At 72.1% G+C, this 13,540-nt stretch carries 12 protein-coding genes; 9 read left to right on the forward strand and 3 right to left on the reverse strand.

Annotation, left to right across the window (positions count from 1 at the left end; all coding sequences use genetic code 11):
• Positions 1-358 precede the first annotated feature (358 nt).
• The gene (locus tag N4P33_RS00995) at positions 359-1,675 is read left to right on the forward strand and encodes an erythromycin esterase family protein (RefSeq protein ID WP_260824238.1); all 1,317 of its coding nucleotides are present in this window, start codon (positions 359-361) and stop codon (positions 1,673-1,675) included.
• A 29-nt stretch (positions 1,676-1,704) separates the two neighbouring features.
• Here the strand turns inward: N4P33_RS00995 and N4P33_RS01000 are convergent, their stop codons facing one another.
• Positions 1,705-2,124 (reverse strand): arsenate reductase ArsC, encoded by a 420-nt coding sequence (locus tag N4P33_RS01000; protein ID WP_260824239.1) that lies wholly within the window; start codon positions 2,122-2,124, stop codon positions 1,705-1,707.
• Positions 2,125-2,230: 106 nt separating this feature from the next.
• Here N4P33_RS01000 and N4P33_RS01005 point away from each other — a divergent pair, with 106 nt between their 5' ends.
• A complete protein-coding gene (locus tag N4P33_RS01005) occupies positions 2,231-2,539 on the forward strand; it encodes a helix-turn-helix transcriptional regulator (RefSeq protein WP_260824240.1) in 309 nt (102 codons plus the stop codon).
• Positions 2,536-3,609, forward strand: a complete 1,074-nt coding sequence (arsB, locus tag N4P33_RS01010) for an ACR3 family arsenite efflux transporter (RefSeq protein WP_260824241.1) — start codon at positions 2,536-2,538, stop codon at positions 3,607-3,609. Before N4P33_RS01005 ends, arsB begins: the two co-directional genes overlap by 4 nt.
• Here arsB and N4P33_RS01015 read toward each other — a convergent pair.
• A complete protein-coding gene (locus N4P33_RS01015; RefSeq protein ID WP_260824242.1) occupies positions 3,602-3,991 on the reverse strand; it encodes a helix-turn-helix transcriptional regulator in 390 nt (129 codons plus the stop codon). The genes arsB and N4P33_RS01015 overlap by 8 nt on opposite strands.
• An 89-nt stretch (positions 3,992-4,080) precedes the next feature.
• Between N4P33_RS01015 and N4P33_RS01020 the strand changes: the two genes are divergently transcribed.
• Positions 4,081-5,565 carry an FAD-dependent oxidoreductase gene (locus tag N4P33_RS01020; protein WP_260824243.1) on the forward strand — a complete coding sequence of 495 codons (1,485 nt, stop codon included), beginning with the start codon at positions 4,081-4,083 and terminating at the stop codon, positions 5,563-5,565.
• A 164-nt stretch (positions 5,566-5,729) separates the two neighbouring features.
• On the opposite strand, the gene N4P33_RS01025 is transcribed toward N4P33_RS01020, so the two are convergent.
• Positions 5,730-6,803, reverse strand: coding sequence for a LuxR C-terminal-related transcriptional regulator (locus N4P33_RS01025; protein ID WP_260824244.1), 1,074 nt, complete (start codon positions 6,801-6,803; stop codon positions 5,730-5,732).
• A 470-nt stretch (positions 6,804-7,273) separates the two neighbouring features.
• Between N4P33_RS01025 and sbnA the strand changes: the two genes are divergently transcribed.
• The 5 genes from sbnA to N4P33_RS01050 are packed head-to-tail and all read left to right on the forward strand — an operon-like array spanning position 7,274 to position 13,531.
• Complete coding sequence (sbnA, locus tag N4P33_RS01030; protein ID WP_260824245.1) at positions 7,274-8,251, forward strand: 2,3-diaminopropionate biosynthesis protein SbnA; 978 nt, start codon at positions 7,274-7,276, stop codon at positions 8,249-8,251.
• Between the two features lie 13 nt (positions 8,252-8,264).
• Positions 8,265-9,269, forward strand: a complete 1,005-nt coding sequence (gene sbnB, locus N4P33_RS01035) for a 2,3-diaminopropionate biosynthesis protein SbnB (protein WP_260824246.1) — start codon at positions 8,265-8,267, stop codon at positions 9,267-9,269.
• On the forward strand, positions 9,263-11,008 hold the full coding sequence (locus tag N4P33_RS01040) for an FAD/NAD(P)-binding protein (protein WP_260824247.1): 1,746 nt from the start codon (positions 9,263-9,265) through the stop codon (positions 11,006-11,008). The genes sbnB and N4P33_RS01040 overlap by 7 nt, the downstream gene beginning before the upstream one ends.
• Positions 11,005-12,225 (forward strand): PLP-dependent aspartate aminotransferase family protein, encoded by a 1,221-nt coding sequence (locus tag N4P33_RS01045; RefSeq protein WP_260824248.1) that lies wholly within the window; start codon positions 11,005-11,007, stop codon positions 12,223-12,225. Before N4P33_RS01040 ends, N4P33_RS01045 begins: the two co-directional genes overlap by 4 nt.
• Positions 12,226-12,229: 4 nt before the next feature.
• Positions 12,230-13,531, forward strand: a complete 1,302-nt coding sequence (locus N4P33_RS01050) for a benzoate/H(+) symporter BenE family transporter (RefSeq protein ID WP_260824249.1) — start codon at positions 12,230-12,232, stop codon at positions 13,529-13,531.
• Positions 13,532-13,540 lie beyond the last annotated feature (9 nt).

Here is a 13,540-nt window from a genome sequence, read left to right on the forward strand (position 1 = left end):
GGGGGCGGCGGGGGCGGCGGGGGCGGCGGTCCCGGCCGGACCCTCCGTTGCGGCCGCCGGTGCCGCGGAGAACAGGGAGAACGCGACCGTTGCGGCCGCGAGCACACCGAGAAGCCGACGCGGTGAACGACGACGCATGAAGCCCTCCAGACGAGGCAGCGGATGCTCGACCCGCTCAGCGTCAGGGGCCACCGCGCGCAGGCCATCGGCGAAATCACCAGTGCCTCACCCTTCTTGTCGGGTTGTGTACTCCGGGCGGAGTACGGGGCGCGCCGCCCCTCGCCGGATGTGGGGCGTCGGGTGCGGAGGGATGGTGAGTGAACGCGATTGGAGATGGAGCGAGAGGGAGTGAGGGCCTATGCGTGGGCGTATGTACCGCGTCGTTGCCGCCGTCGTCACGGCGGTGGCGGTCGCGGTGAGCGTGCCGGGGGCCGCCACGGCGACGGAACCGGGCGGACGGCAGGGCGATCCGGTGGCCGGATGGGCGCGGCGGCACGCGGAGCCGCTGCGGACCCCCGAGCCCGGCCGCCCGCTGGACGACCTGGGGCCGTTGCGGGACGCCGTCGGGCGGGCCCGGATCGTGGGGCTGGGCGAGGCCGTGCACGGGGCGGCCGAGGTCGGCGGGCTCAAGCACCGTGCGCTGCGGTTGCTCGTAGAGCGCATGGGGTTCCGGTCCCTCGCCTGGGAGGAGGACTGGACGACCGGCGTGCGTATCGACACGTACCTGCGCACCGGCCAGGGTGATCCGGACGCCCTGGTCCGGGACATGGGCCCGCAGTGGTCCGGCTCCCGCGAGGTCGCCGACGTACTGCGCCGGCTGCGCGGCTTCAACGCCGGGCGCGCGACGGACGATCAGGTGCGCTTCGTGGGCGTCGAGTTCTTCATGACGCGCCGGCTCGCCTACGACGCCGTGACCGACTACGTCACCGGCACCGCACCGGAGCATGCGGACGAGCTCCGCGGCCTCTATGAAGACCTCCGCCCCAGGACCGACGACATCTGGCAGCACATCTCCTGGTACCAGGGCGTCAAGAACAAGCGGCCCTACGTCGACCGCGCCCGGCAGGCGCACCAGCTCGTCGCGAAGATCCCGCACACGCCGGGCGACCGCTCCCACGCCCTGGCGCTGCACAACGCCCGGCAGATCCTGTCGTTCTACGAGTTCTACGCCCTGGGAGAGGACGAGCAGGGCACCTACCGCGATGCCCGCGCCGCCGAGAACCTGCGCTGGTGGCACGAGTTCACCGGCGACAAGACCGCCTACTGGGCCGCGAGCCCGCACACCGCCAACGCCCCTGAACTCCGCCTCACCCAGCCGGAGATGAGCTTCGCCAGCGCCGGTTCACACCTGCGCGGCTGGTACGGCCGGGACTACCGGTCGGTCGGCTTCACCCTCGACCACGGCACGGTCGCCACCGGCGCGGGTCAGCCGGCCGAGCTTCCGCCGCCCGCCCCGGGATGGTTCGAGAAGCCCCTCGGCGAGGTGCGCGCCGACCAGTTCGTCCTGAACCTGCACGGCCCGGCGGCGGCCCCGCCCGTCCGCGCATGGCTCCACGGACCGGTCACCACTCGCGGCCCCGGCCCGGGCTCCGTCGCGAGCGGCGGCTCCCTGGCGCAGTGGTTCGACGTCCTCGTCCACCGGCAGGAGGTGACACCGGCGCTTCCGCTGCCCTGACCGGGCCGGGCTGGAGGCGGTGCTCGCGATCACGCCTCCCGCTGCGCGTCGATCTCGGCGACGAGTGCCTCGACGCGGGCCTTGATCTCGTCGCGGATGGGGCGGACGGCGTCGACGCCCTTGCCGGCCGGGTCCTCCAGGGCCCAGTCGAGGTACTTCTTGCCGGGGAAGATCGGGCAGGCGTCGCCGCAGCCCATGGTGATGACGTAGTCGGACGCCTGGACGTCCTCGGCGGTGAGGGTCCTCGGCTGCGCGCCGGCGATGTCGACGCCGACCTCCCTCATCGCCTCCACGGCGGCCGGGTTGACCTGGTCGCCCGGGAGGGACCCGGCGGACCGGACCTCGACGCGGTCGCCCGCGAGGTGCCGGAGGAAACCGGCGGCCATCTGGGACCGGCCGGCGTTGTGGACACAGACGAACAGCACGGAGGCGAGCGGAGCGGAGGACATGCGTTCTTCCTTCACGGAGGGTGGGGCAGATCGCGTACGAGAAGCAGGCGCCTCAGAAGTCAGCCCCAGCTGATATCAGCCTCAGGTGATGTGACAGTATCAGCCCATGATGACGTCAGTCGACACTGACCTGATCCGGGTGCTGGCCGACCCGCTCAGGCTCCGGATCGTGACCCTGCTCGCCCGCGAGACGCTGTGCACCACCCACCTCGTCGAGGAGACCGGCGCCCGCCAGACCAACCTCTCCAACCATCTGAGGGTGCTGCGCGAGGCGGGGGTCGTGGAGACCGAGCCGTGCGGGCGCTTCACCTACTACAAGCTGCGCCCCGACGTCATCGACCGGCTCGCGAGGCAGTTCGCCGAGCTGGCCGAGCAGGCCCGTACCGCCGCCGGCAACAAGAGGGCCTGCCCGTGACCCGCACCGAAGCACCCGCGACGATCGAGGCCCCGTCCGTCGTCGCCGGACTCTCCACGCTCGACCGCTACCTCGCCGTGTGGATCCTGATCGCCATGGCGGCCGGCCTCGGGCTCGGGCGCGCGATCCCCGGGCTGAACGACACGCTGGCGAAGGTCGAGATCGGCGGGATCTCCCTGCCGATCGCGCTCGGCCTGCTGATCATGATGTATCCGGTCCTGGCCAAGGTCCGCTACGACAGACTCGACGCGGTCGCCGGCGACCGCAGGCTGATGATCTCGTCCCTGGTCATCAACTGGGTCCTCGGCCCGGCCGTGATGTTCGCGCTGGCTTGGATCTTCCTGCCGGACCTGCCCGAGTACCGCACCGGTCTGATCATCGTCGGCCTGGCCCGCTGCATCGCCATGGTGATCATCTGGAACGACCTCGCCTGTGGCGACCGGGAGGCCGCGGCCGTGCTGGTCGCGCTGAACTCGGTCTTCCAGGTTCTGGCGTTCGGCCTGCTGGGCTGGTTCTACCTCGACCTGCTGCCCGGCTGGCTCGGCCTCGGCGACGGGGAGCGCCTGGACGTCTCGACGGGGGAGATCGCGTTGAACGTGGTCGTCTTCCTGGGCGTCCCGCTGCTGGCGGGCTTCCTGACCCGCCGCATCGGTGAGCGGACGATGGGCCGCGAGCGCTACGAGTCCCGCTTCCTGCCGAAGATCGGGCCGGGGGCGTTGTACGGGCTGCTGTTCACGATCGTGATCCTCTTCGCGCTGCAGGGCAGGACCATCACCTCCCAGCCGCTGGACGTCGCCCGGATCGCGCTGCCGCTGCTGGTGTACTTCGCGGTGATGTTCTTCGGCACGTTCCTGCTCGGCAAGGGCCTGGGCCTGGCGTACGACCGCACCGCCACCCTCGCCTTCACGGCGGCGGGCAACAACTTCGAGCTGGCCATCGCGGTCGCCATCGCCACCTTCGGCGTCACCTCCGGGCAGGCGCTGTCGGGGGTCGTCGGCCCGCTCATCGAGGTGCCGGTGCTGATCGGCCTGGTCCACGTCGCGCTGGCCTGGCGCAAGAGGTTCAGCTGAGGGGCTGCCGGGGTGCTCGGCCGCGCAGGTCGAGCATCGCGGCCATGGCCGCCACCACGGACGGCGCGACCTGGTAGTACACCCAGGTGCCGCGCCGCTCGGAGGTCAGCAGACCGGCCTCGCGCAGCTTCTTCAGATGGTGGGACACGGTCGGCTGGGAGACCCCGACGTCGGCGATGTCGCAGACGCACGCCTCCCCGCCCGGATGCGAGACCACCTTCGAGAACAGCCGCAGCCGCACCGGTTCCGACAGCGCCTTGAACATCGCGGCCATCTTCTCCGCGTCCGCCTGTGACAGCTCCCCGGCGGTGAGCGGCGGGCAGCAGGGCACGGCGTCGCTGTCCTGGAGGAGAGGCAGCTCCACGACCTCTGAATTCGACATGCGTCTATATTGACGCCCGCCGATGTCGGTGGCAAGGTGCGCTGTATCGACGAATGTCGAAGTACGTCGTCACGGAGGAGACGGAGCCCATGAGCACGCACCAGCTTCCCGTCGTCGTCATCGGCGCCGGCCCCGTCGGACTCGCCGCCGCCGCCCACCTCGTCGAGCGCGGCATCGAGCCGCTCGTGCTGGAAGCGGGCGACAGCGCGGGCACGGCCGTGCGCCACTGGAGCCATGTGCGCCTGTTCTCCCCCTGGGGCGAAGTCGTCGACCCGGCCGCCGAGAAGCTCCTGGCGCCCACCGGCTGGACACGCCCGGACCCGGCGACGTACCCGTCCGGCGGTGACTGGGCGGACCGGTACCTGCGGCCGCTCGCCGACGCCCTCGGCGACCGGGTCCGCACCGGCGCCACGGTCACCGGGGTCTCCCGGTCCGGCCGCGACCGGATCGTCGACGCCGGCCGGGAGAACCAGCCCTTCGTCGTCCACGTCGAGTACGCCGACGGCCGCGAGCAGCGGTTCCTCGCCCGCGCGGTGATCGACGCCTCCGGCACCTGGACCACCCCGTCCCCGGCCGGCGGCAGCGGCCTGCCCGCGCTGGGCGAGAAGGCCGCGGCCGACCGCATCACCTACCGGGTCCCCGACCTCAAGGACCCCGCCGTACGCGCCCGTTACGCGGGCCGGCGCACCGCGGTCATCGGCTCCGGCGCCTCCGCCTTCACCGCACTCGCCTACCTCGCCGAGCTGGCCAAGTCCGCCGACGGCGAGGGGACCCACGCGGTATGGATCCTGCGCTGCGGCCTCTGCGCCACCACCTTCGGCGGCGGCGAGACCGACCAACTGCCGGCCCGCGGCGCACTGGGCCTGGCGGCGAAGGCGGCGGTCGAGGAGGGCTACGCCGAGGCGGTCACGGGGTTCCGTGTGGAGGCGTTCGAGCGGGCGGGTGCGGGTGTTGGTGCCGGTGCCGCTGCCGGAGATGGCGACGGCGATGGCTATGGCGACGGCGATGGCTATGGCGATGGATATGGATATGGCGACGGCGATGGTGCTGGTGACGGTCGGCTGGTGCTGGTGGGCGAGGACGGACGCTGCCTGGAACCGGTGGACGAGGTGATCGTGCTGACCGGTTTCCGCCCCGACCTGTCCTTCCTCTCCGAGATCCGCCTGAACCTCGACGAACGCCTCCAGGCCCCGGTGGCACTCGCCCCGCTGATCGACCCCAACCAGCACTCCTGCGGCACCGTCTACCCGCACGGCCACCGCGAGCTCTCTCACTCCGAGCAGGACTTCTACCTGGTCGGCATGAAGTCCTACGGCCGCGCCCCGACGTTCCTGTCCATGACCGGCTACGAACAGGCCCGCTCCGTAGCCGCCGCGATCGCCGGCGACCTCGAGGCCGCCGACCGCGTAGAACTCACCCTCCCCGAGACGGGAGTCTGCGGCGGCGCGGGTCTGTTCGACACCCCGGAGGCCGAACAGACCGACGCCGGCGGCTGCTGCACGGCACCGGAACCCCAGCTCGTACACCTCACCGAGCAAGCCCCGGCGGGGGCGGGCGGCTGCTGCGGCTCATGACCGACCTGGCCGCCCGCCCCTGACCCGTCAGCCCTCACCGAGCAATTCCTTCAGCACCCAGCCCAGCACAACGATCACCAGCCCCACACACAACCGCCCGCCCGGACAACTACGCGCACGGCAGCCCCTGATCACGATGACGATGGCTTCCGCCCCAGGCCCGCTCAAGCAGAGCCGCCCCCGGGGCGCAGCCCGCGCGATCCCGGGGCAGGCACCAGCCAGTCCTCGTCGACGGGCGGCGGGCCGAGCCAGCCGCTGCGGGTGGCCAGTACGCCTGCCTCGAACCGGCTGGTCGCGCCCAGTTGCTCCATGAGCTCGGCGACGATCCGGCGCACGGTGCGTTCGGAGGCGCCGAGGCGGCGGGCGATCGACTCGTCGGTGGCGCCGGTCGCGAGCAGCGCCAGCACGGTGGACTCGCGGTCGCCGAGGCCGGCCTTCGCGTGGTCGGCGGTCTGCGGGCCGGACAGCGGCAGGGGCACCGAGGTCACCCAGCAGTGCTCGAAGATCTGGCGGAACACAGCGGCGAGCGGGCCTCCGTGCACCAGCAGGGCCGCCAACTCGCCCTCGGGCGCCGGTGCGGGAACCATCGCCGACGCGCCGTCCACCACGATCATCCGCAGCGGCAGCATCTGTGTGGTCTTCACCTTGCCGCCGAGGGCCTGCAGATCGTCCAGGTAGGCGGCCATGTGCGGGGTGGAGGCGGTGGTGTGCAGGTGCACTGTCCGGATGCGTATGCCTTTCGCGAGCGCGTGGCGGTCGCGGGCCAGGCCCTCCTCGATCATCTCCGGGGGTACGGCCCTGCCCGGGTGCAGCGAGACGATTTCCCGCTGCGCGGAGCGGGTGATGTCCTCCAGCGCGGCGGTGACCCGGGCCACGCCGGTCAGCAACTCGGTGCTGGAGTGCGCCAGTTGGTCGGTATGTACGGGGTGATAGTCGGCGATGACCCTGCTCACCGCGTTCCACACCTGGTGCAGTTCCTTCGTGAGCCCGTCGACCGTGCGGTGCCCGTGGGCCAGTAGATGGCCCAGCGCACCGCTCGGTGCCGCGGCGGCCCAGCCGCTCGGCGCGTGCGGGTTGGGGCAGAGCAGCTGTAGGTCCGCCAGGTGCAGGATCGCCTGCGTGAGCTGGTCGTTCGACCAGCCCTGGGCGTCCGCGAAAGCGTGCGGATCCCATTCGGGATCCCGCAGCGCATGCGCGTACAGCAGCCTCGTCCGTTCGTGAGTGTCGGTGTCCTCCATCTATCCCCCCGTTCGCGCACTACCAGTGCCCAATCGACTGCGCAATGTACTGGAAGGGGCAACTGCCGCGTACGGGTGATCAGTTCGTGAGATATGTGAACGCTGGATCAAAGACGTGTCCGGTAACGGCCACGGCCTGATCCGGCAGCCCTGATCGCTGGGCACAGGACCGGCGGTGCGTGAGTATCGAGAAGTCGCCGGGGGCGGACGGCGCTTCCCGACCAACGCGTCGGCCACCGCTCTGACGGCTTTCTCCTGTCTTCATCACGACCAACGGGGTTTCTCAGTCATGCGCTCATTCGTTCGCGCCCTTCTCGCCGGTGCCGCCGCCTCTCTCATCTGGGGTGCGCTGCCCTCCACCGACCACGGTGTGCCGGCCGTGGCGCCCGTGCTCCTGCCCGCCCGATGAGGGCCCGGCGTCGCACCGCCGCTCCGCGTCCCGGAATCGTCCGCAAGCCCAGGAAGCAAACGTGATCTTCGGAAGCGTGCACGACGTCGTCACCGACGACCTGTTCCTCAACCTCCATGGATTCCATGACCGGTTGCGGGTCCTGCTCAAGCTGGAGGGACTCAACCCGGCCGGATCGGTCAAGCTCAAGACCGCCGTCGCGCTGGTGGAGGACCTGGAGGAGCGCGGTCTCCTTGAGGAGGGCTCCCGCCTCATCGAGTCGACGTCGGGAAACCTCGGCGTGGCGCTCGCGATGGTCTGTGCCGCCAAGGGCTACCGGCTGACCGTCGTCACCGACCCCAACGCCAACGCCCAGAGCGTCCGGCTGATGCAGGTGCTCGGCGCGGAACTTGTGATCGTCCGCGAACGCGACGCGGGCGGGGGCTTCCTGCAGACCAGGATCCGCTGCATCGAGCGGAAGCTGGCCGAGGAACCGGGGCTGATCTGGCTCGACCAGTACGCCAACCGGGCCTCGGTCGCCGCCCACGCGGCCCGCACCGCCCACTCCATCCGCATCTCGGTCGGCGATCCCGACTACCTGTTCGTCGGCACCGGGACCGCGGGCACCCTGATGGGCTGCGCCACCTACTTCGGGCCGCCCTCCAGGACCAAGGTCGTCGCCGTCGACTCGGTCGGCTCGGTCACCTTCGGGCAACCGGCTGGGCCCCGGCACATCCCCGGCCTCGGGTCCAGCCGCGAACCGCGGCTCTTCGACGAGCAGCAGGTGCACCGGACGGTGTCGGTGCCCGAGGAGAGCGCCGTACGCGTGTGCCGCCGGCTCGCCGCCGACTACGGCCTGCTCGTGGGCGGTTCGACGGGCACCGTCCTCGCGGGCGTCGAGCAGCTGGCGGCGGAGCTGGCGGACCACAGCACCGTCGTCGTGATCTCACCCGACTTCGGCGACCGCTACCTCGACACCGTGTACGACGACGGCTGGGCGGACCGGCGCCTGCCCGGCTGGCGCAGCGAGCCCGCGCACCCGACCCCCGCCCACACATAAGGGATCCGCCATCATGACCACCTTCGACATCGTCCCCGGGAACGTCGCCTCCCGCGTCCTCGACGAGGACCGCGCCGCCGTCATCGCGCTGGTGCGCTCCGCGTACCTCGCCCATGAGGCCGGACTGAGCGTCAACCCCGACAGCTACTTCCTGCGCTTTCCCGAGAAGCCGGACGCCCGGATCATCGCACTGCCCGCCTACCTCGGCGGTGGCACCGACCTGGCCGGCATCAAGTGGATCGCCAGCTTCCCGTCCAATGTCGCCGAGGGCAACCCGCGGGCCTCGGCCGTGCTGGTCCTCAACGACTACCGCACCGGCTACCCGATCGCGCTCCTCGAGGCGGCCGGCATCAGCGCCGCCCGTACCGCGGCCTCCGCGGCCCTGGCGGCCCGGACCCTGGGCGGCGGGGCGGCGCTGAGCGGGCGTACCGCCGTGATCGGCGCGGGCGTCATCGCCCGCACCATCACCGACTACCTGGCCGCGGCGGGCTGGCAGCCGGACGAGGTGCTCTGCCACGACCTGCACGAGCCGTCCGCCGCCCGCCTCGCGGCGCACGCCGGCTCGCTGGGCTTCGACGCCCGCACCACCGGCTCGCTGGAGGAGGCCCTCGACTGCGACCTGGTCGTCCTCGCCACCACCGCGGCACAGCCGTACGTGCCCGCCGGCACCCGGCTGCGGCCCGGGCAGGTGGTGCTGAACATCTCGCTGCGCGACCTGCCGCCGGAGCTGCTGCTCAGCACCGACAACGTGCTCGACGACGTGGAGCACTGCATGAAGGCGCAGACGTCGCCCCATCTGGCCGAACAGCTCACCGGCGGGCGCGAGTTCGTCACCGGCACGCTCGCCCAGGTGCTGTCCGGCGAGGTGACCACCGATCCTGGACGGGCCGTGGTCTTCTCGCCGTTCGGGCTCGGCGTGCTCGACCTGGCGGTCGGCGCGTACGTCCTGGACCAGGCCCGCAAGCGGGAGGAGACGGTCGCCGTTCCCGGCTTCTTCGGTCAGGAGCGCAGGTGGTAGCCGACGGCACCGACGCGGTACGCATAGCGCTGGTCGGCGCCGGGCCGCGTGCCCTGTCCGTACTCGAACGGATCGTCGCGCTCTGCGCCGAGCACCGGACCCCCGCCGCCGTGGAGGTGTGCGACCCGGGCGTCGGCGGCACCGGGCTGCACCGGCCACAGCCCGACTACCTGCTGCTCAACACGATCGCCGCGCAGGTCACCGGGTTCGCGGACGGGCCGATGCTCGGCCGTCCGGTCACCGCGCCGGGCGGGCCGACCCTCTTCGAGTGGGCGCGCGAGCGCGGCCTCGGCCGCACCGGTGACGGCTGGGAGTACGGCGGCCGCGGGCGCCCGGTGCGTCCGGCCGACTACCTGCCCCGCCGGGTGCTCGGCGAGTACCTCGCCTGGTGCTGGCGCGAGATCTGCGGCCGGGCGGCGCCCTGGGTCCACGTCACGCACCACCAAAGCGACGTGACGGATGTCGTCCGGCGGGACGGCCGCGAGCGGGTGCGGCTGGCCGACGGGCGGGAGCTCACGGCCGACTCCGTGGTGCTGGCGCTCGGCCATGGGCTGCCCGAGCGGGCGCCGGTGCCCGCCGACCGGTGGGTCCGCACCCCCTACCCGCTGCCCGAGGCCGTGGCGGGCGTCCCCGACGGCGGCCGGGTGGCCGTCCTCGGCACCGGGCTCGCCGCGATGGACGTCATCGCGGCGCTCACCGTGGGCCGGGGCGGACGTTTCGGGACCAGGTCCGACGGGCGCCCGCGGTATGTGCCGAGCGGGCGGGAGCCCCGGATCACCTGGGTCAGCCGTTCCGGGCTGCCCTACCGGTCGCGGCCGGAGTTCCGCCCCGACCGGGTCGCCTCCCCCGCACGGCACTTCACCCCCGAAGCGGTACAGGAGCTGCGCTCCGGTGCCGCCGGCGGCCGGCTGGACTTCGAGAGCCGCGTACTGCCGCTGCTGCGGGCGGAAATGGACGACCGGCTCGGCACGGGACCGGCTGCCGGCCCGGATTGCACCGCGGCCGGACTGCTCGCGGAGACGGTGCCTCGTGCGGCGCTGGCCGACGCCGACCGGTACGGAAAGTGGTTCCTGCAGTCGGTCAACGAGGACCTGGCCGAGGCGCTGCGCGGGGTCGAGGCCAGCCCGCTGAAGGCCGCCCTCGAAGTGCTGCGGGACCACCGCGAGACCATCCGGCAGGCGGTGGACGCCCCGGGCCTGACCGAGGAGTCCACCCGCTGGTTCTTCACCCGCTTCACGGGCGAGCTGAACCGGTTGGTGACCGGCCCGCACGCGGAGCGGACCGCCGAGGTGCTGGCCCTCGCCGACGCGGGCGTGCTCACCCCCGGGCCGGGGCCCGCGCCCCGTACCGTCCGCGACGGCTCCGGCTGGCGGCTGGAGTCCACCACGCTGGCCACAGCGGCGACCGTACGGGTCGACTGGCTGGTCAGCGCCCATCTGGCGGCTCTTCAGTCCCCCGAGACGGCCGGGGAGCTGCTGCGGCGGCTCCTCGCACGGGGCCGGCTGCGCCGGCTGGGCGCGGCCGGGACGTCGCTCGGCATCGAGGTGGACGGCGCCCTGCGGGTGCGGGACGCCGCCGGTGACGCGTCATCCACCGTCTCAGCCTTCGGACCGCTCACCGAAGGGTCCAGCTTCTACAACCACTATGTTCCGTCGCCCGGTTCTCCCTCGCGCGCCCTGCGTGAGGCGGACCGGCTGGCCGCGAGACTTCTCCGGCTCGACCAGGAAGCAGCGTCATGAAGATCAGTAACCGCGAGCTCTACACCCCCTGGGCGCCCGGCACGGTGCGGCGCGAGACCCTCGCCGCCCAGGCCGACGGCTGGCGCTGCCCCACGACCGGCGCCGTCCCGCCGCCGATCGCCCTGGGCGTCACCTTCGGCCGTGACGGCGCGTACGACACCCGCGGCGGGCGCGCGTACCTCCGTGACCAGGGGGCGCCCGGCTACGAGCAGGCCGAACTGGTCGTGGCGGGCCTGGAGGGCGGCAGTGACGCCACCCTGTTCTCCTCCGGCATGGCGGCCGCGACCGCCGTGTTCCAGTGCCTGCCCGACCGGTCGCGTGTGGTGGTCTCCGAGACGCTCTACTTCGGGCTGACGAAGTGGCTGCTGGAGTTCGCGCCGCAGCGCAGCCTCGAGGTGGTCCGGGTGGACACCACCGACCTCGCGGCGGTCGCCGGGGCGGTGGCGGCGGCGCCGACCACCCTGCTGTGGATCGAGACGCCGGCCAACCCGACCTGGCTGGTCACCGACATCGCCGCCTGCGCCGAACTGGCTCATGCGGCGGGCGCCTTGCTGGCCGTGGACAACACCGTGGCGACACCCGTGCACACCCGGCCGCTGGAGCTCGGCGCCGACCTCGTCATGCATTCCGCCACCAAGTACCTCAACGGCCACTCCGACATCGTGGCGGGCTTCCTGGTCGCCGGAGAGCGCGGCGGGGCGGGCCGGAGCGCGGTGCTCGCCGAGCTGTGGGAGCGGATCGACCTGCACCGCAAGCTCGCCGGCCCGATCCTCGGCACGCTGGAGACGTACCTGCTGGTGCGCGGGATGCGTACCCTGCACCCCCGGATGCGGCAGATCTCCGCGACCGCGCTGGAGATAGCCGAGCACTTCGACGGCCACCCGCTGGTCAGCCGGGTCGGCTACCCGGGCCTGGCGTCCGATCCGGGCCATGCGGTGGCCGCGCGGCAGATGACCGGCGGCTTCAGCGGGATGCTCTCCCTCTATGTGGACGGTCCCTGGGAGCGTTCGCTGCAGACGGCGAAGAACTGTGAGCTCTTCATCCGTGCGACCTCGCTCGGCGGCACGGAGAGCCTGATCGAACACCGCTTCACCTTCGAGGGCGCGGGCAGCCGTGCGCCGCGTGAGATGGTCCGTCTCTCCATCGGCCTGGAGCACCCGGCCGACCTGATCAACGACCTCGAGCACGCCCTTGAGAAAGCCGCGAAGGAAATCTGACACCGTGTCCACGGGCATAGAACCCACCGCTCCACCCGCCGGCGACACCTCTGAGGCCACGACCGAGAACAAGGCACCCACCGAAGGCTGCCCCGGAGCCCCGGAAGCCCCTCCGCGGTATTCGCTGCGCCGGGACGTGTCGTTCCCCGCGGTGCTCGCCGGTCTCATCGCCGTGATCGTCTCGTACTCCGGACCGCTGGTCGTCGTCCTCGCGGCGGCCCGCGCCGGCCATCTCGACGAGGCCCACACCGCGTCCTGGGTCTGGGCGGTCTCCATCGGCTCCGGGCTGACCTGTCTCTTCCTGAGCTGGCGCACCCGGATGCCCGTCATCACCGCCTGGTCGACGCCGGGTGTCGCCCTGCTGATGACCAACCTCGGTGACTACCCGTACGCGCAGGCCATCGGCGCCTTCCTGATCAGCGCCGCGGCGATCGCGGTGATCGGATACAGCGGCCTGTTCGGCCGGCTGATGCGGGCCGTGCCCACCGGTGTGGTCAACGCGATGCTCGCGGGCATCCTCTTCTCGTTCGGTGTCAGCATCTTCACCGAGCTGAAGACCTCTCCCGCCATCGTGCTGAGCGCCTTCATCGCCTTCTTCGCCATGAAGCGGCTCAGCGTCCGCTGGGCCGTACCGGTCGCCTTGCTCGCCGGAGCCGGCGCCGCTCTCGTCACGACCCGGCTGGACTTCGCCCTGGGCGGGGGCGGTGTCCTGGTGCGGCCCGTTCTGACCATGCCGGACTTCTCGCTGGCCGCCCTGATCGGCATCGCGATCCCGCTCGCCGTCGTCACCCTGGCCTCGCAGAACGCCCCCGGCACCGCCGTGCTGGAGGGCGCCGGATACACGCCGGACGACCGGTTGCTGGTCGGCTCCACCGGCGCGATGTCCTTCCTGCTGGCCCCCTTCGGCTCACACGCGGTCAACCTGGCCGCCATCACCGCCGCCATCTGCACCGGCCCGGAGGCCCACCCGGATCCGCGCCGCCGCTACATCGCGGGCATGTCCTGCGGCATCTGGTACCTGCTGATCGGCTCCTGCGGGGGCGTGCTGGTCCTCCTGTTCGCGGGTCTGCCGGCCGCGCTGATCGCGGTCGTGGCCGGCGTCGCACTGCTGGGGGCGCTCCAGAGCAGCCTGACCACGGCGCTCGGAGAAGTCGGCACCCGGGACGCCGCGGTGGTCACCTTCCTGTGCACCGCTTCGGGCATGAGCCTGTTCGGCATCGGCTCCGCCTTCTGGGGACTGCTGCTGGGTCTGCTCACACATGCCCTGCTCAAGACCAGGCTGCCCCGTGGCGACCGGAAGACCTGAGCGGACGTG

It is taken from the genome of Streptomyces sp. 15-116A (assembly GCF_025290915.1).
Taxonomy (GTDB): Bacteria; Actinomycetota; Actinomycetes; order Streptomycetales; family Streptomycetaceae; genus Streptomyces.